Below are 16,376 nucleotides of genomic sequence, written 5' to 3'. Positions count from 1 at the left end.
GCCGTCGGCCTGTAGCGTGCCGAAATCCATCTTCCGCATCAGCCGGCTGACGATGCGCGCTGTGTCGAACTGCGCGCGCGGATCGGCGCGGTTCAGCACGAATTTCGCGACCGAGAGACCGTCGCCGCGCGACTGGGCGTGATACACCGCCGTGGCGAAATCGCGTTCGAATGCCGTGGGCGTTAGCAAGCCGCTGCGGGTATCGATCAGTCCGCCGGCATCCAGCGCGCGGAGGACGCGGCTAAGCTGAGCTTCGAATGCGTGCTGGCGAACCAGCGGCAGCGCCGCTGCGACAACTTGGGCCGGATCGCCCTGAATGAAATCGCAATTGGGCAGTTCGACCGGCCGCTCCGGCGGCGGAGCGGTGACGACGATCGGGAGGTTGCGAAAGCGCGTGTCCTCGAACAGCACTGTCAGGAAAGCATCGACGACCCGTGGGCTGAAGCCCTCGGCTAGAATGATGCCGTCGAGTTCGCGCGCGTTGAGGTGTTTGGCGGCTGCTTCGATCGACAGCGCGCCGACGACGCCGACGCGCTCGCCGAGCGCGACCGACAGCGCCGGGTAGGCGGCGCCACGGCCGATCAGCAGCACCGTCGCGTCCTGTAACGGATCATGTTGCGGCGGCTGCTCGGTGCCCCCGTCATCGCTCAGCCGTCGCAGTGTAGTCGCATGCAAGGTGCGAACACGCAGGGCCGCGCGCAACCGGGCAGGGAGGCGCTCGAGATCGTCGCCCGGAAAGCCGATGACGTTGGCCGGCGTCCCGCGTTGGGGGCCGAGCGCGACCAGCGGCACATAGGGCTCGATCAAGGTGATCTGCTGCGCCAGCGCTTCGAGCGCCTCGTCAGTTCCTTGGATGGCGACCACGGCGGACGGCTGCAGGCTGGCGACGGCCTCGCTAGCCTCGTGCCAGCCGACGGTCTCCGCAGGCAAGAGGCGCGCCTCGGTGAGCGCCGACACGATCCGAGCCGCCAGGTCCGACGAGGCGTCGTCGGCGATAATCAAAATAGGCGCGTGATACGACATCGACGAGAGCCGGTTCTCCGCTGCATGGAGCCGACCCTAGTCTGGGTGCCTTAATAGGGGGTCAATGCGACCCAGCAGACTCTTCGACCCGCGATGGGCTATCGCGAAAGGCCTCGACCATCAGAGGGTTTAGTCCGAGCTCCGAAAGTGCCTCGCGAGCTCTGGCGTTGTCCTGGGCGCGGCCGGCGAGCCGATATCCGCTCCAGCGATCTGGCAATGCCGTTAGGAGCGCGCCCTGGCCGAGCCGCTTGGCCCATTCCTGTAGGTCCTGCGCCAGGAACCGATAGCCGCCCACCGCCATCACGCCGGACGGCGGCGCGGTGATACAGATCGCCCCGGTCGTCCGGTCAAGCCGGGCGGCGAAGCCGGTGTCAACGAAGTCCGCTGCAGCGGCCGGTCGCACGCCGCCGCTTGGGGGGGGGAGGGGGGCATATGCGGCGAGTGTGACCATTGGACCGCGCAGGCCGAGCGTCCCCTTCGGAGAGATCAGGACTTCGCCGGCGGAGGTGCCGCCGGGCTGATTGCGCGGCGCAGTGTGGGGTCCGGGCAGGATCGGGACAGCTGCGCCGTCGGCGCCGCGGCGGGCGCCGAACAATCCGGCTTCGCCGAACAGGTAGATGTCGGTGAAGCCGGCCGGTACGCCGGTCCAGGCAGCGCTGGCGGCGACCTGTTCGGGCGCGCGCCACATGCCGATCACGCTGCGCAGCGTCGGTGCGCGGGCCGGGAGGCCGGCCTCGCCCAGCCGCAGCGCCAGCGGCGCCGGTGCGACCAGCGTGTCGCAGCCGAGCTCGCGGATTTCGGATTCGAGCAGCGCCTCGTCGAACGGGTGATGCAGCGCCAGCGTGCCGCCGCTGAGCAGCCAGACCACCATCGACGATGCCAGCCCGGCGAACGACGACAGCGTCTGCGCCGACATCAGCATCGCACCCTGCGGCACTCGGCTCTCGAGGAACACCGCGAGGCCGCCCGCGATCATGTGCAGATGGGTGCGCGGGATCGCGCGGACGCCGTCCGGCGTGGTGTCGAACGAGATGATCGCGGCGCGGCGGGCATCCTGCACGCCCGGATCGAAATCAGCCTCGACCTCCTCGGTCATCGCGACGTCGAGCGACGCCATGCCCTCGGGCAGGTCGTCGCCGTAGCCGCCGACATAGCGGATCGAGAACGCTTCGGCGGCGGCGTTCATCGCCACATCGGCGTGGCTGACGCCGTCGATCCAGCGCGACGACACGATCGCACGCGCGCCGGTCCGGTTCAGCGCGGTAGTAACGTCGGCCTGCCGCCAGAGCTGCGGCAGCAGCGCCACCACCAGGCCGGCGCGGTGCGCCGCCAGGATGGTGAGCGGGAATTCGATCGTGTTCGGAAGCTGCAGCGCGATCACCGCGTTCTGCGGCAGGCCGGCGGCGATGAAGTGAGCGGCGAGCGCCGAGATCGCCCTGTCGGCCTGCGCGTAGGTGAGACGGGCGGGCGGCTGGCCGGTGATGCGCTGCTTATCAGCCGGATCGATCAGCGCGATGGCATCGGGCTGGCGCGCGAGGATGCGGCGGAACAAACCGTCGAGGGTCGGCGAAGCGTTGGGCTGGGTCACTTGATCACCTTTGCTGCGTCACCGTGGCATCGATGGCCGGGCCCACCAGGTTTCGGGAAGATAGCCGGTCAGCGCGGTTGCTTGTGGCCGTTCTATACGATTCCACCGCGCGATCCATTGCTCCTGGATGTTGTACAGCGGGATCACGTAGAAGCCCGAGGTCAGTACACGGTCGAGTGCGCGGACTGCCGCGACGAAGTCCGGCCGGCGCCGCGCGGCGATCATCTGGGCGATCATCGCGTCGATCGCCGGATCCTTCACGCCCATGTAGTTGCGGGTGCCCTGGATGTCGGCGGCCTCGGAGCCCCAGTAGAAGGACTGCTCATTGCCCGGCGACAGCGACTGATCCCAGCGGTTCGGGATCATGTCGAAATCGAACGAGATGCGGCGCTGATCGAATTGCACCGCGTCGACGACGCGGACAGTGGCGGTGACGCCGATGCGCTTGACGTCGCGTGCGAAGGCCAGCGCGATGCGCTCCTGTTCGCGGGTGGTGACGAGGATTTCGAAACTGAGCGGCTGGTGCGTCGCGCGCCGGCGCATCACCGTGCCGTCGAGCTGATAGCCGGCGTCCGACAGCAGAGCGAGCGCACGTCGCAAGGCTGTCCTGTCGCGGCCCGAGGCGTCGCTGACGGGCAGGCGATAGCTGCCGTCGATGAAATCGTGACGCAGCCGCGTCAGATAGGGCTGCAGCAGGCGGAGTTCGTCGGGCCCGGCCGCACGGCCATAAGCGGACAGTTCGGAGCCGGCGAAGTAACTGCCGCTGCGTGTGTACAGGTCGAAGAAGTAATTATGGTTGATCCAGGCGAAGTCGAACATTTGAAGCAGCGCTTCGCGGACGCGGATATCCGCAAACACCGGCCGCCGCGTGTTGAACACCAGCACTTCGGTCGGCTGCGGCGTGCCGGGCTTCAGCGTGTCGCGGATCACGTCGCCGCTGCGGGCCGCCGGAAAGCCGTAGCCGTCGTGCCAGCGCAGCGGCTCGGTCTCGACCCGGTAATCATAGATCCCGCGCTTGAACGCCTCGAATTGTGAGTTCGCCTCACGGAAATACTCGACACGAACTTCATCGAAGTTCCACAGGCCGCGATTGATCGCCAGATCGCGCCCCCAATAGTCCGGATTGCGCGTCAGCGTCACGCTGCTGCCCGCCTTGACGGTGCTCACTCGGTACGGCCCCGAGCCGATCGGCGGCGTTAGTGAGGTTTCCTCGAAGGTGTCCGGATTGACGGCGTGCTTCGGGAAGATCGGCATCAGGCCGAGGATCAGCGGCAGTTCGCGATCCTGCGCATCGCTGAAATCGAATCGAACGGTGCGGTCGTCGATCGCTGCGGCGCGGGCCACCTTGGCGTAGTACAGGCGGTGATTGGGGCGGCCCTTGTCGCGCAGCAATTGCCAGGAGAACAGCACGTCCTCAGCCAGTACCGGTTGGCCGTCGGAGAATTTCGCCCGCGGATTGATGCGGAACGTGACGTAACTTCGCGCATCATCGGTTTCCACCGACTGCGCAAGCAGGCCGTACAGCGTGAACGGCTCGTCATTGCCGCGCGCCATCAGGCTCTCGACCACGTAGCCGCGGACCCGTTGCACCGCGAGCCCGCGGACGATGAACGGATTGAGGCTGTCGAACGTGCCGAGCACGCCCTCGACAAGGCGACCGCCTTTCGGCGCATCCGGATTGGCGTAAGGCATCGCAGTGAAGTTCGCGGGCAGGGCAGGTTCGCCATGCATCGCCAGGGCGTGCGATGGCGTCGTCACGCTGCTGGTCTCGGCCGCGGCGACGCGACCGATCGCTGATGTCAGGCCGAGTGCGATCAACATCGTCAACACGGCTCCAAGACGGCGCGTGCCGGTCGCGAATCGTTCATGTGATTCGGCGCTTTTCACCCTTGGGGATTTACCACAAGGGAGTGATCGAACGGGCCGCGGATGATTGTCGCCATTGATCTTTTCGTATGCCGATGTATTGAAAGCGGACGCGCGACGGCGCCTGACCGGCTCGTCACGTAACTGCCTCAATTGGCTTCGAGACACCGGCCCAACGGCCAGATGCCGGCTCCCGCGTCGCTGTGGGGTGCGCGACCGTTTCAGAAAGGGTTTTCCGCAATGAAGTCTTGCAACTTGGTCGCGTCGGCCGGGCCGCGCGGGCGGGCATTTGGCCTGCTGACGGCGACGGCGGTGTCCGTATTGGCCGTCGCTACCGCAGCGCAAGCCCAAGCCCCGCAGCAGCAGCCCGCGGCTCCCAAGGCTGCCCCGGCGCCGAAGGCCGCCGCTCCCAAGGCGCCGGCGAAGGGCGCTCCAGCTGCCCCGGCGCCCGCCGCTGGCGCCGCGCAGCCGCAAGAACAGCAGCAGGTCCAGCTGATCTACGCGCCGTGGACCAAGTTCTGCCTGAAGGGGCAGGATGCAAACGCCAAGCAGGTTTGCTTCACCGGTAAGGACGGCCGCATCGAGTCCGGTCAGCCCGTGATCGCCGCGGTCATCATCGAGCCGGAAGGCGAGCCGAAGAAGATTCTCCGCGTGACGCTCCCGCTCGGTATGCAGCTCGTCCACGGCACCCGCATCATCGTCGACAACAACCCGCCGCAGCAGAGCCCCTATGTGATCTGCTTCGCGAACGGCTGCATGTCGGACTATGAAGCCACGCCGGAGATGATCGCCAATATGAAGAAGGGCCAGAACCTGGTGGTTCAGGCGATCAATTCCAACGGCGCTCCGCTGACGCTGCCGCTGCCGCTGGCCGAATTCGCCAAGGCCTATGACGGCCCGCCGACCGACCCGAAGCAGTTCGAAGAAACCCAGAAGAAGCTGCAGGAAGAGCTGCAGAAGCGGGCCGAAGAGCAGCGCAAGAAGCTCGAGGCGCAGGCCCCGGCCGGCACCAATCCGGCCGCCAAGTAACACAGCGACATCCGCAAACGAGAAGGGCGCCCAAACGGGCGCCCTTTGTCGTTTTGAACATCGAGTTCGGAAAAGACCGACCTGCGGCCCGGGTGCTATCCGCCTGAACTAATTCAGCGACGAGTTGCGCGGGCGATAGCCGCCGGCCTTGTCCTTGACGAAGATTTCCGCGACCTGCGAATGCCGGATCGGTTCGCCCGAGTCATCGGGCAGCAGGTTCTGCTCCGACACATAGGCGACGTATTCCGACTCGGCGTTCTCGGCGAGCAAGTGGTAAAACGGCTGGTCCTTGTGCGGCCGGACCTCTTCCGGGATCGACAGCCACCACTCTTCGGTGTTGTTGAACTCCGGATCGATGTCGAACACCACGCCGCGGAACGAAAAGATCCGGTGGCGAACGATCTGCCCGATCTGAAATTTGGCGGTTCTCGTCTTGATCATCAGAGTCGCATAAACCAGGATTGCGGCCGATGCTAGGGCCTCGGTTCGGACGATCTTTAAACTGGCGTCCTAGATTGTTGTTTTCGCGCGTTTTCTTGCCACCGGCGCAAGGCTTTTCGGCATTCGGCCGGTTCGCCGGCCAGCCATGTCACGTTCCCGTGGCTGGGCGGCCAATTCCCTGTTACCGGTCATGCCCCTCCGAGCGTGACCTCCACCACATGATCGATATTCTCAACCTGGCGCTTCCGTATTTCGGGCTGATCTTCGTCGGCTTCGCCTGCGGCCGGCTGAAGCGGCTGCCGGAAAACGGCCTCGCCTGGATGAACTTTTTCCTGCTCTACGTTTCGCTGCCCGCGCTGTTCTTCCGGATCATGTCGAAGACGCCGTTCGAGGAACTCAACAATCTGCCGTTCGTCCTGGCGACGACTCTGGGGACGGCCATTGCGTTCTTCCTGTCGGGCGCGATCGGCCGGATGATCGGCGGGCTGACGATCCGCGAGGCCACTATGGCGAGCCTCGCCGGCGGGTACGGCAATATCGGCTATATGGGGCCGGGGCTGGCGCTGGCGGTGCTAGGTCCCAAGGCCGCAGTGCCGGTGGCGCTGATTTTCTGCTTCGACAGCATCTTCCTGTTCTCGATCGTGCCGGTGGCGATGGCGCTGACGGCGGGACAGCGGCGGCCGCTGCTGCCGACCATCCTGCACGTCGTCCGCGAGATCGTGCTGCATCCGCTGATCGTGGCGGCCTATCTCGGCGCTGCCGCCGCCGCGCTGCACCTGCATCTGCCGGTGGCGGTCGACAATACGCTGCAGTTTCTTCAGAACGCCGCGGCGCCGGTGGCGCTGTTCACCCTCGGCGTCACCGTCGCGCTCCGCCCCTTTGGGCGCGTGCCGTGGGAGATCCCGTCGCTGATCGGCGTGAAGCTTCTGCTGCATCCGGTGATCGCGCTCGGCCTGATGCTGGCCTTCGGGCCGTTCACCCCGGAGTGGGCCGGCACTGCCGTGCTGATGGCGTCGTTGCCGCCGGCGCTGAACGTGTTCGTGATCGCGCGTCAGTACAACACCTGGGTCGAGCCCGCGTCGGTCGCAGTGCTGATCGGCACCTTCGTGTCGGTGATCACGCTGACGACGGTGATGTGGCTGATCAAGACCGGCCACATGCCGCTGCTGTAGCGATCGGATTCGTCAGATCAGAGCGAGCGCCAGAATGGCGACAGACCTTCGCGCATTGCGATCCGGCGCAGCGGTCCCACCGAGCTGAGGAGCTGCATCCCGGCGGCGCGCATGGCCTGCGCCGGCAGCAGATCGCTGAGCAGCGTGCGGTTGGCCATGTCGATCGCGAAGGTGCGGCTTGCAACGTCGGCGCTGCGGGCGCGCCCGAACCGCGCAATGACCGCGTCGCTGCCAGGATCCTGATCACGCGCCATCGCGTCTTCGACGATCTCGGCGATGTCGCCGGCGTCACGCAGGCCCATGTTGAGCCCCTGCGCGCCGATCGGCGGCACCACATGCGCGGCTTCGCCCACCAGGACGATACGATTGCGGCCGTAAGCGCTGGGCTTTTCGATCGCGAGCGGAAATAGGTTACGGCCCGGCGCAACGCTGACCTTGCCGTAGATCGAATGCGATTGTTTCTCGGCGGCGGCCGAGAGCTCCTCGTCGCTCAGCTCGCTCAGACGCTGCGCTTCCTTCGGCGACGCGACCCAGACGATGCTCATGCGCCGCCCAGGCAGCGGCACGAACACGCACGGTCCCTCGGCGGTGTGGAATTCGGTCGAGACCTCGTTATGCGGCCGCGATGTGGTGATGTTGAAGGTGAGGGCGGACTGCTTCAGCGCCCGGCTGCTCACCGTGATGCCCGCGGCTTGGCGGCACTGCGATTGGCGGCCGTCGGCGCCCACCACCAGCCGGCCCGACAAGGTCGGGCCCTGCCGGGTGCGCACGAGCGCGGCTTCATCGCCCGGCGTCACCGACTCGGCCTCGTCGTCGAAACGGTCGAGATTGCCGACTTCGGCCGCGCAGGCTTCGAGCGCGACCATCAGCTTGCGGTTCTCGATGTTGTAACCGAACGCGTCCATTCCGATTTCACTGGATGCGAACCGCACCTCCGGGGCGCGGATCAGCCGGTCCGTGGCGTCGACCAGCCGCATCGTCCGCAACGCGGCGGCGTCGCTGGCGCAGCGAGCCCAGACGCCCAGCTTCTCCAGCAGGTCGATCGAATCGCCGAGCAGCGCCGTGGTGCGGTTGTCCGCGTAGGGCACCTTGCGGGCGACAAGAGCGGTAAGCGCGCCGGTGCCGGCAACGGCGATTGCGGCTGCCAGGCCGGCGGGGCCGCCGCCGACCACGATGACGTCGTAGCTGTTGGGTTCGAGCAGGGTCTGGGTCATGGCAGAGACAATCGTCAGTCGCGGTCGCGATTTCAAGTCCGCATCGGAACATTAACGCTGCCGCAATTCGGCGCGCCGGTGCCGGCCGCCGGATATGCAAGACTGCGCCGGACCTGATATGCCGGACGTCGATGACCCCGCTGGACCAGACGCCGCCGCCGGCTTCGCGCTCCCGTCGCCTGGCCGCGTTCGCCGTGCACCTGCTGACTGCCGCCGGGGCGGGCATTGCGCTGTTGGCCATGCTCGAGGCGGTCCGCGAGCATTGGGCGGCGATGTTCGGCTGGCTCGGTCTCGCGCTGCTGGTCGACGGCATCGACGGCCCGCTGGCGCGCCGTCTCGATGTCGGCCGGCTGCAGCCGGACTGGTCGGGCGACGTGCTCGACCTCGTCGTCGACTTCCTGACCTACGTGTTCGTACCGGCCTATGCGATCGCCGCCAGTGGATTGCTGTTGCCGATCGCGGCACCGGTGTTGGGCGTCGGCATCGTGGTCAGTTCGGCTCTCTACTTTGCCGACCGGCGGATGAAGACGGCCGACAATCACTTCCGCGGCTTCCCGGCGCTATGGAACGCAGCGGCATTCTACTTGTTCTTGCTTCACCCGCCCGCCGTCGTCGGAAGCCTCGCCATCGCCGCCCTGATTGTCCTGACGTTCGTTCCCGTGCATGTGCTGCATCCGGTTCGGGTAGCACGGCTGCGCGGATTCAACCTGACGCTGATGGCGGTCTGGAGCGTGTTGTCGGCTTACGTGCTCGTGCGACACTTCGCCGTGCCGGCCCCGGTGACTATCACGCTTTGTACGATAGCGATCTATATAGTCGCAGCCGACGCCGCCATCCGCCTGATCCAACGAGCGAGACGATGATCGACCTGATCTACAGCCCGGAAGCCTGGGCTGCACTGCTGACGCTGACCGCGCTCGAAATCGTGCTCGGCATCGATAACATCATCTTTCTGTCCGTGCTGGTGTCACGGATACCCGAGCCGCAAGCGACCCGTGCCCGCCAGATCGGCCTGGCGCTGGCGCTCATCTTCCGACTGATCCTGCTCAGCCTGCTGGTCTGGCTCACGGGCTTGACGGCGCCGGTTTTCACCATCGCCGACCAGGCGTTCTCCTGGCGCGACATTATCCTGATCATCGGCGGTCTGTTTCTGATCGCCAAGGCAACGCACGAGATCCACTCGGAAGTCGAATTCCGCGAAGTCGAGCACAAGACCTCGAACGTCCAGAAGGCGTTCTTCTGGGTGATCGTGCAGATCGTGGTCATCGATCTGGTGTTTTCGGTCGACTCGATCCTGACCGCGATCGGCATGGCCGAGCACATCGAGATCATGGTCGCAGCGGTGCTGATCGCGATGGCGGTGATGTACGTCTCGTCCGGCCCGGTGGCGCGATTCGTCTCCGAGCACCCGACCACCAAGATGTTGGCGCTCGCTTTCCTGGTGCTGATCGGTGTGGCGCTGGTCGCGGATGGCTTCCAGTTTCATATTCCGCGCGGCTACATCTACTTCGCGATTCTCTTCTCGGCAGCGGTTGAGCTGTTCAACGTGCTGGCCAAGCGCAACCGCGCCAAGGCGCGCTGACGCAGCGCAGCGAGCCATCCGGGCGGCGGTCGGTTGACAACGCCGCGCGGATGGCATTCGGTTTCCTGACGCATAAACTCCCGAGGGAACGAGAATGACGAAAGCGGTGCGGGTGCATCAGGTTGGCGGCCCGGAAGCCCTGGTCTACGAGGCTGTCGAGCTGCCGCCGCCGGGAGACGGCGAAGTCCGCATCCGCCAGCACGCCGTAGGTCTCAACTACATCGACGTGTACTACCGGACCGGCCTCTACAAGGCGCCGCAGATGCCGTTCGTCGCCGGTAACGAGGCGGCGGGTGAGGTGGTTTCGGTCGGTCCGCACGTGACCAATTTCCATCCCGGCGATCGGGTCGCCTACTACTCCAACCTCGGCGGCTACGCGACCGAGCGCAATATCGAAGCCGCCAAGCTGGTGAAGCTGCCGGACCACATCACCTACGAGCAGGGCGCCGTGCTGATGCTCAAGGGGCTGACGGTTTGGTACCTGCTGCACAAGACCTTCAAGGTTGAGCCAGGCCATCGCGTGCTGATCCACGCCGCAGCCGGCGGCATCGGTCTGCTGGCCTGCCAGTGGGCGCGCGCGCTCGGCGCTCATGTCATCGGCACGGTCGGCTCCAAGGCCAAGGCCGATCTGGCGTTGGCCAATGGTTGCGATCACGTCATCCTCTACAACGAGGAAGACTTCGTCGCGCGGGTCAAGCAGATCAGCCGCAACGAACTGTGCGACGTGGTATACGACGGCGTCGGCAAGACCACGTTCCCGGGCTCGCTGAAATGCATCAAGCCGCGCGGGCTGTTTGTGTCGTTCGGTAATGCCTCAGGCCCGGTGCCGCCGTTCTCGCTCGCCGAGCTCAACGCCCACGGCTCGCTGTTCGCCACCCGGCCGAAGCTCAACGATTACATTGGCACCCGCAAGGAACTGATCGAAGGCGCCGACACGCTGTTCTCGGCGGTGATCGAAGGCAAACTCCACGTCCCGATCAACCACGCTTATGCACTGAAGGATGCGGCGAAAGCGCATATCGATCTGGAAGGGCGAGTCACCACGGGCGCGTCGATCTTGAAGCCATAAGCATTCAAACTCGTGTCCCGGACAAGGTGCAGCGCTTTCGCGCTGCGCCGCCGATCCGGGACCCCGGTTCCTCGCTGCTCCAACTCAGCGCAGCCCTAGATCACCGGGGCCCCGGATCAGCAGTGCACCACGCCGCAAGGGCGGCGCGCTGCACTGCATCCGGGGCACGTGCGTTATTAGCTGGCTCTCAGAACCCCGCCACTGTCCCGTGCAGATCGTACGCGTCGGCGCGGTCGATCTTGGCGGTGACGATTTCGCCGACGCGGAGCGGGCGGCGGCTCGACAAATAAACGCTGCCGTCGATTTCGGGCGCGTCGGCCTTGGAGCGGCCCTTGGCGACGGTGGGGCCGACGTCGTCGATGATCACCTGCTGACGGGTGCCGACCTTGCGCTTCAGCCGCCGTGCGGAGATCGCCTGCTGCCGCGCCATCAGCCGGTTCCAGCGCTCCTGCTTGACCTCGTCGCTAACCTGGCCCTCGATCGCATTCGACGGCGCCCCGGCGACCGGCTCGTATTTGAACGCGCCGAGACGATCGATCTCGGCTTCGTCGAGCCAATCCAGCAGAAATTCGAAATCGCGCTCGGTCTCGCCGGGGAAGCCGACGATGAAGGTCGAGCGCAGCGCCAGCTCCGGGCATTCGGCGCGCCAGCGCTTGATGCGGTCGAGCGTCTTGTCCTGCGCGGCCGGACGCTTCATCAGCTTCAGCACATCGGGGCTGGCGTGCTGAAACGGGATGTCGAGATAGGGGAGCACCTTGCCTTCGGCCATCAGGCCGATCACTTCGTCGACATGCGGATAGGGATAGACGTAGTGTAGCCGCACCCAGGCGCCGAGCTCGCCGAGTTCACGCGCGAGGTCGATGAACTTGGCGCGGACGCTGCGGTCCTTCCAGGCGCTCTCGGCGTATTTCAGATCGACGCCATAGGCCGAGGTGTCCTGCGAGATCACCAGCAGTTCCTTGACGCCGGCCGCGACCAGCTTCTCGGCTTCGCGTAGCACGTCGGCAGCCGAGCGCGAGGCGAGGTCGCCGCGCAGCTTCGGAATGATGCAGAAGCTGCAGCGGTTGTTGCAGCCTTCCGAGATCTTCAAATACGCGTAGTGCCGTGGCGTCAGCCGGATGCCTTGTTCCGGCACCAGATCGAGATGCGGATTGTGCAGCGCCGGCTTGGCGCGATGCACCGCATCGAGCACGCTCTCATATTGCTGCGGCCCGGTGATCGACAGGACTCCCGGGTAAGCCTGTTCGATCTGTTCCGGCTCGGCGCCCATACAGCCGGTGACGATCACCTTGCCGTTGGCCGCCATCGCTTCGCCGATCGCCGCGAGCGACTCCTGTTTGGCGCTGTCGAGGAAGCCGCAGGTGTTGACGATCACGAGGTCGGCGCCGTCGTGCTGGCGCGCCAGTTCGTAGCCCTCGGCGCGCAACCGGGTGATGATCCGTTCGGAATCCACCAGCGCTTTGGGGCATCCCAGCGAGACAAAACTGATTTTCGGCGCGGCGGCCTGCTGCATCGGTCCAAAACTGCCTGATTGAAGGCCCCGAGCTAAACCGGTTCGGCGGCGGAGACAAGGCGGTTTTGGCTTGCAGGGGCCTAGAAAGAACTCCGCCTTCGCGGCTGCGGAAGAGAAGATTTCTGCCGGTTCCGGGACCCTGATGGCACAGGCGTCGTTATTTCGCCGACCGCCTTGCGGGGCGTCGAATTCGGGCTTTTGTTGTTCCCCGAGAGCTTGGGAGACCCGTCATGACACAGCACAACCGCACGAACGCACCCGCGATCCGTCGCGCCCTGGCGTCGGCCGCGATGGTGCTAAACGTCGACGTTCTCGCCGTCAGCGCCGCCTTCGCCTTGATTGCCGCGGTCGCTTTTGGAGCGCCGCACCTCCGCCTGTTCTAGGGGCTGGCGCACTAGGTCACGCTCGGGCGAATGGCTCGACCTTGATGCCATTATGCTCGAGAAGCTGGCGCACCCCACAGGCGATCTCGACCGCGCCGCGGGTGTCGCCGTGGATGCATACCGTATCGGTGCGCATTTTGATCACTTTTCCGGTCACTGACACAACTGCACCATCCTGCGCCATGCGGAGCACGCGCTGAGCGATCTCGCTGGGATCGTGCAGAACCGCGCCTGGCTTGCGGCGCGACACCAGATTGCCGTCGTCCTCATAAGCCCGGTCGGCGAACACCTCGTGGACCAGCGGCAGACCAGCAGCCTCGCCGGCCGTGACCAGCTTGGAATTCGCCAGCACCACGAAAATGAGGGACGGATCGACCGCCTTGATCGCCGCGGCGATCGCGCGCGCCGTCATGTCGTCTTCACAGGCGACATTCGACAGCGCGCCGTGCGCCTTGACATGCGTGACCTTGTGGCCGGCCAACGTGGCGACGGCCTGCAGCGCGCCGATCTGATAGGCGACCAGGTTCTCGATCTCGGCCGCCGTGATGCCCGGCACCGGGCGACGTCCGAAGCCGTGCAGATCGCGAAAGCCGGGATGCGCGCCGATCGACACGCCGTGCTGCTTCGCCATCGTGACGGTCTTGTGCATGATATCGGGATCGCCGGCGTGAAAGCCACAGGCGACGTTGACGCTGGTGGCGATGCTCATCATCGCGGCGTCGTCGCCCATGCTCCACGCGCCGAAGCCTTCGCCGAGGTCGCAGTTCAGGTCGATCTTCATCTCAGGCCTTCCTTCCAATAATCCAGTGCTCAGCCATCGAGCGCATCGATCGCGGCGCCGGCGACGTTCGCGGTCACGAGGGCATCGAGATCGAGCGTGACGTGACGTGCGTCCTGCAGCCGGTCGGGCAGCGAGCGGATCAGCTTGGCCATCGCCCGATACGCAGCCTGCGCTTCGTCCATGCTCACCGCCGCGAAACGGAATGGCCGCCCCGGCTGACGCTGCGCCAACCTTCCGAGGTCGGCGGTGATCACCGTGGCGATTTTCGGATAGCCGCCGCTGGTGCCGCGATCGGACATCAGCACGATCGGCTGGCCGTTGCCGGGCACCTGAATGCTGCCGTCCACGGTGCCGTCGGAGACGATGTTGTGGCCATGCTGGTGACGGATCTGCGGACCTTCGAGGCGATAACCCATCCGGTCGCTGGTGGCGGAGATCTTCCATTCACCATCGAGGAACGCCGCGACGTCGTCACCGAACTCGTCGTCCTGGGGCCCGAGTACGACCCGGATCGGATCGTCGGCTAGCTTCGGCAGATCGAGTCGTCGCTCATCGCCTGGTTTGGCCGATTGCGCCGGGATGACATCACCCGCTTGCAGCGGACGCGGGAAGGGGCTGCCGAGACCGGCGCGGGCATTGACCGCGAGGCTGCCGAACATTGGCTCGCCGTCGATGCTGCCGGCGATCGCCAAGTAACTGAACACCTGACTGCGTGCGATGCCGAGTGTCAGCGTCTTGCCTTCGCCGAGCAGGAAGGACTCGTTGAGCAGGATTGCCTTGCCGTCGATCGCGGCGGCGCGTTCGGCGCCGGTGAGGGCGAGGCGCAGCGCGCCCTCGCGGGCGGTCAGCGTCGCGCCGAGTGGCCCGAGTTCGATCGCGGCTGCGACCGGTGCGTTGCCGACCAGGACATTGGCGGCAGCGAGCGACACGCGGTCCATCGCGCCACTCGGTGTCAGGCCATAGCGCTGCGCGCCATGCCGGCCGCCGTCTTGTACCGAGGTGGCGGGACCGACGCTGTCGATGATCAGCCGGCTCATGCGGCCACCAGTTCGGCGACGATCTCGCCGGCTTCGGCGGCGCGGTCTTGCTCCGCGAATTGTTTCGCATCGATCGGGGTAAAGCTGATCGCGTCACCCGGCTCGAGCAGAAAGATCGGATCGCGATGCAACTGATAAGTCCGAACCGGCGTTCGACCGAGCAAATGCCAGCCGCTCGGGCCGGGCAGGCACTGCACGCCGGTCTGCACGCCGCCGATGGAAATGGTGCCGGCAGGAGTCAGCAACCGGGGCGCTTGCCGGCGTGGGATCGCCAGCGCCGGATCGAGGCCCGATAGATACGACCAGCCCGGTGTGAAACCGATCATCGCAACCCGGTAATTGCCGGCGGCATGACGCGCGACGAGGTCGTCCGGTGTGATGTTCAGCGTCGCCGCAGCGTCTTCCAGATCGATGCCGTGCTCGCCGCCGTAGCAGACCGGGATTCGCCAGCGCCGCTGCGCGGTCGCCGTCGTCTCGATCGGCTGCTGCGCCAGGCGCGTCAATTGTTCGGCGAGCGCTAAAAAATCGATCTGCTCGGGATCGTAGTGCACCAGCAGCGAGCGATAAGTCGGCACCGTTTCACACACGCCCGCGATCGGCGTGGCGGTGAGCAGGCGATCCAGCGCGAGCACGCGATGGTTCGACTCGTCGCTGATCTCGCGACCGAAATCGACGGTGATGGCGGAGTCGCCGCTCGGCAACATACGGGGAGTCGTCAGCGCCATGTCTTCTGATCACGCCCCTCTCAATCCTCGGCGAAGGTCTACGCATAGCGTGTTTTCGGGCCGCGTGAAAATCACTTCGTGATCGGCGCACAGCCGATAACTGATTGCCGGAACAAGCGATAAGCCGTGTTGATCAGGCGTTTGACGAAGGTCAGCCGAGCGCGAGTTGCAGCTTGACGAGGGAGGGCGCGCCCGCAAGATGCGCCTCCGATCTCTTGAGGAGCTGCGTGCACATGTCACTGACCCCGGAAGCCATCGCCACCCTTGCGCGCGTCTCGACCGCGACCATCACCACGGTGTTGCTGAAGAAGGGACTTCGCAATGTCTGGCTGCGCGGCGCGCGGCCGCTGCGTCCGGGGCAGCCGCGGCTAGTCGGCGAAGCCTTCACGCTGCGCTTCGTACCGGCCCGCGAAGACCTCGCCACGCCGGAATCCTGGGGCTCGCCGATCTCGACCCGCGCGGCGATCGAGGCGATGCCGGAAGGCTGCATCGCGGTGATCGACGCGATGGGCGTCAGCGACGCCGGCGTGTTCGGCGACATTCTGTGCGCCCGCATGGTCAAGCGCGGCATCACCGCGCTGATCACCGATGGCGTTGTCCGAGATCTCGAGGGCGTGCTCGGCACCGGCCTGCCGGTGTGGTGCAACGGCGCGGCTGCGCCGCCCTCGGTGGCTGGCCTGACCTTCGTCGGCTGGGGCGAGCCGATCGGCTGCGGCGGGGTCGCCGTATTCCCGAAGGACATCATCGTCGCCGATCAGGACGGCGCCGTGCTGATCCCGCAGGCGCTGCTCGACCACGTGCTGGCCGAGGGACCGGAGCAGGAGCGGATGGAAGGCTGGATCGTCGAGGAGGTCAACAACGGCGCCGTGCTGCCGGGCCTCTATCCGATGAACGCCGAAACCAAGGCGCGCTATGCGGCGTTCAAGGAGAAGGCGGGCAAGGCGTAAGCGCCC

Annotated in this window: 16 protein-coding genes; 7 read left to right on the top strand and 9 right to left on the bottom strand. The window is 65.9% G+C overall.

Annotation, left to right across the window (positions count from 1 at the left end; translation table 11 throughout):
- From ACOJTD_RS11520 to ACOJTD_RS11510, 3 genes are all read right to left on the bottom strand, one after another.
- A partial coding sequence (locus ACOJTD_RS11520) for a GGDEF domain-containing protein (protein WP_420133046.1) occupies window positions 1-1,023 on the bottom strand: 1,023 nt, incomplete at its 3' end.
- A gap of 61 nt (window positions 1,024-1,084) precedes the next feature.
- Complete coding sequence (locus ACOJTD_RS11515; RefSeq protein ID WP_420133045.1) at window positions 1,085-2,611, bottom strand: AMP-binding protein; 1,527 nt, start codon at window positions 2,609-2,611, stop codon at window positions 1,085-1,087.
- Between the two features lie 18 nt (window positions 2,612-2,629).
- Window positions 2,630-4,432, bottom strand: a complete 1,803-nt coding sequence (locus ACOJTD_RS11510) for an extracellular solute-binding protein (protein WP_420133049.1) — start codon at window positions 4,430-4,432, stop codon at window positions 2,630-2,632.
- A gap of 285 nt (window positions 4,433-4,717) precedes the next feature.
- On the opposite strand from ACOJTD_RS11510, the gene ACOJTD_RS11505 reads away from it, so the two are divergent.
- Window positions 4,718-5,506: an invasion associated locus B family protein gene (locus ACOJTD_RS11505; protein WP_420133044.1), complete on the top strand. Its 789-nt coding sequence runs from the start codon at window positions 4,718-4,720 to the stop codon at window positions 5,504-5,506.
- 108 nt (window positions 5,507-5,614) lie between these two features.
- Here the strand turns inward: ACOJTD_RS11505 and hspQ are convergent, their stop codons facing one another.
- Entirely contained in the window at window positions 5,615-5,947 is a 333-nt protein-coding gene (gene hspQ, locus ACOJTD_RS11500; protein ID WP_054162989.1) for a heat shock protein HspQ, read from the bottom strand.
- 218 nt (window positions 5,948-6,165) lie between these two features.
- Here hspQ and ACOJTD_RS11495 point away from each other — a divergent pair, with 218 nt between their 5' ends.
- On the top strand, window positions 6,166-7,119 hold the full coding sequence (locus tag ACOJTD_RS11495; protein WP_420133043.1) for an AEC family transporter: 954 nt from the start codon (window positions 6,166-6,168) through the stop codon (window positions 7,117-7,119).
- Between the two features lie 17 nt (window positions 7,120-7,136).
- Here the strand turns inward: ACOJTD_RS11495 and ACOJTD_RS11490 are convergent, their stop codons facing one another.
- The gene (locus ACOJTD_RS11490) at window positions 7,137-8,333 is read right to left on the bottom strand and encodes a UbiH/UbiF family hydroxylase (protein WP_420133042.1); all 1,197 of its coding nucleotides are present in this window, start codon (window positions 8,331-8,333) and stop codon (window positions 7,137-7,139) included.
- 131 nt (window positions 8,334-8,464) lie between these two features.
- On the opposite strand from ACOJTD_RS11490, the gene pcsA reads away from it, so the two are divergent.
- From pcsA to ACOJTD_RS11475, 3 genes are all read left to right on the top strand, one after another.
- Window positions 8,465-9,196: a phosphatidylcholine synthase gene (pcsA, locus tag ACOJTD_RS11485; protein WP_420133041.1), complete on the top strand. Its 732-nt coding sequence runs from the start codon at window positions 8,465-8,467 to the stop codon at window positions 9,194-9,196.
- On the top strand, window positions 9,193-9,915 hold the full coding sequence (locus ACOJTD_RS11480; RefSeq protein ID WP_420133040.1) for a TerC family protein: 723 nt from the start codon (window positions 9,193-9,195) through the stop codon (window positions 9,913-9,915). The genes pcsA and ACOJTD_RS11480 overlap by 4 nt, the downstream gene beginning before the upstream one ends.
- 94 nt (window positions 9,916-10,009) lie before the next feature.
- A complete protein-coding gene (locus ACOJTD_RS11475; RefSeq protein ID WP_420133039.1) occupies window positions 10,010-10,984 on the top strand; it encodes a quinone oxidoreductase family protein in 975 nt (324 codons plus the stop codon).
- 187 nt (window positions 10,985-11,171) lie between these two features.
- Here ACOJTD_RS11475 and rimO read toward each other — a convergent pair whose 3' ends face one another.
- Complete coding sequence (rimO, locus tag ACOJTD_RS11470; protein ID WP_420133038.1) at window positions 11,172-12,497, bottom strand: 30S ribosomal protein S12 methylthiotransferase RimO; 1,326 nt, start codon at window positions 12,495-12,497, stop codon at window positions 11,172-11,174.
- A 230-nt stretch (window positions 12,498-12,727) separates the two neighbouring features.
- On the opposite strand from rimO, the gene ACOJTD_RS11465 reads away from it, so the two are divergent.
- Window positions 12,728-12,880: a hypothetical protein gene (locus tag ACOJTD_RS11465; protein WP_420133037.1), complete on the top strand. Its 153-nt coding sequence runs from the start codon at window positions 12,728-12,730 to the stop codon at window positions 12,878-12,880.
- A gap of 16 nt (window positions 12,881-12,896) precedes the next feature.
- On the opposite strand, the gene ACOJTD_RS11460 is transcribed toward ACOJTD_RS11465, so the two are convergent.
- The 3 genes from ACOJTD_RS11460 to pxpB are packed head-to-tail and all read right to left on the bottom strand — an operon-like array spanning window position 12,897 to window position 15,423.
- Window positions 12,897-13,661, bottom strand: coding sequence for a LamB/YcsF family protein (locus tag ACOJTD_RS11460; protein WP_420133036.1), 765 nt, complete (start codon window positions 13,659-13,661; stop codon window positions 12,897-12,899).
- A 29-nt stretch (window positions 13,662-13,690) separates the two neighbouring features.
- On the bottom strand, window positions 13,691-14,698 hold the full coding sequence (locus ACOJTD_RS11455) for a biotin-dependent carboxyltransferase family protein (protein ID WP_420133035.1): 1,008 nt from the start codon (window positions 14,696-14,698) through the stop codon (window positions 13,691-13,693).
- Window positions 14,695-15,423 carry a 5-oxoprolinase subunit PxpB gene (gene pxpB, locus ACOJTD_RS11450; protein WP_420133034.1) on the bottom strand — a complete coding sequence of 243 codons (729 nt, stop codon included), beginning with the start codon at window positions 15,421-15,423 and terminating at the stop codon, window positions 14,695-14,697. The genes ACOJTD_RS11455 and pxpB overlap by 4 nt, the downstream gene beginning before the upstream one ends.
- 233 nt (window positions 15,424-15,656) lie before the next feature.
- Here pxpB and ACOJTD_RS11445 point away from each other — a divergent pair, with 233 nt between their 5' ends.
- On the top strand, window positions 15,657-16,370 hold the full coding sequence (locus ACOJTD_RS11445) for a ribonuclease activity regulator RraA (RefSeq protein ID WP_420133033.1): 714 nt from the start codon (window positions 15,657-15,659) through the stop codon (window positions 16,368-16,370).
- The last annotated feature ends 6 nt before the right edge of the window (window positions 16,371-16,376 follow it).

This window comes from Rhodopseudomonas sp. (assembly GCF_048594845.1).
Classification (GTDB): Bacteria; Pseudomonadota; Alphaproteobacteria; order Rhizobiales; family Xanthobacteraceae; genus Rhodopseudomonas.
The sequence above is the reverse complement of the archived record's forward strand: the minus strand, read 5'-3'. Positions and strand labels throughout refer to the sequence as shown.

Excerpts from the sequence above, each read along its gene's own strand:
- ACOJTD_RS11510 (WP_420133049.1), bottom strand. The coding sequence starts at position 4,432 with ATGTTGATCGCACTCGGCCTGACATCAGCGATCGGTCGCGTCGCCGCG.
- ACOJTD_RS11505 (WP_420133044.1), top strand. The coding sequence starts at position 4,718 with ATGAAGTCTTGCAACTTGGTCGCGTCGGCCGGGCCGCGCGGGCGGGCA.
- hspQ (WP_054162989.1), bottom strand. The coding sequence starts at position 5,947 with ATGATCAAGACGAGAACCGCCAAATTTCAGATCGGGCAGATCGTTCGC.
- ACOJTD_RS11495 (WP_420133043.1), top strand. The coding sequence starts at position 6,166 with ATGATCGATATTCTCAACCTGGCGCTTCCGTATTTCGGGCTGATCTTC.
- ACOJTD_RS11490 (WP_420133042.1), bottom strand. The coding sequence starts at position 8,333 with ATGACCCAGACCCTGCTCGAACCCAACAGCTACGACGTCATCGTGGTC.
- pcsA (WP_420133041.1), top strand. The coding sequence starts at position 8,465 with ATGACCCCGCTGGACCAGACGCCGCCGCCGGCTTCGCGCTCCCGTCGC.
- ACOJTD_RS11480 (WP_420133040.1), top strand. The coding sequence starts at position 9,193 with ATGATCGACCTGATCTACAGCCCGGAAGCCTGGGCTGCACTGCTGACG.
- ACOJTD_RS11475 (WP_420133039.1), top strand. The coding sequence starts at position 10,010 with ATGACGAAAGCGGTGCGGGTGCATCAGGTTGGCGGCCCGGAAGCCCTG.
- rimO (WP_420133038.1), bottom strand. The coding sequence starts at position 12,497 with ATGCAGCAGGCCGCCGCGCCGAAAATCAGTTTTGTCTCGCTGGGATGC.
- ACOJTD_RS11465 (WP_420133037.1), top strand. The coding sequence starts at position 12,728 with ATGACACAGCACAACCGCACGAACGCACCCGCGATCCGTCGCGCCCTG.
- ACOJTD_RS11460 (WP_420133036.1), bottom strand. The coding sequence starts at position 13,661 with ATGAAGATCGACCTGAACTGCGACCTCGGCGAAGGCTTCGGCGCGTGG.
- ACOJTD_RS11455 (WP_420133035.1), bottom strand. The coding sequence starts at position 14,698 with ATGAGCCGGCTGATCATCGACAGCGTCGGTCCCGCCACCTCGGTACAA.
- pxpB (WP_420133034.1), bottom strand. The coding sequence starts at position 15,423 with ATGGCGCTGACGACTCCCCGTATGTTGCCGAGCGGCGACTCCGCCATC.
- ACOJTD_RS11445 (WP_420133033.1), top strand. The coding sequence starts at position 15,657 with ATGTCACTGACCCCGGAAGCCATCGCCACCCTTGCGCGCGTCTCGACC.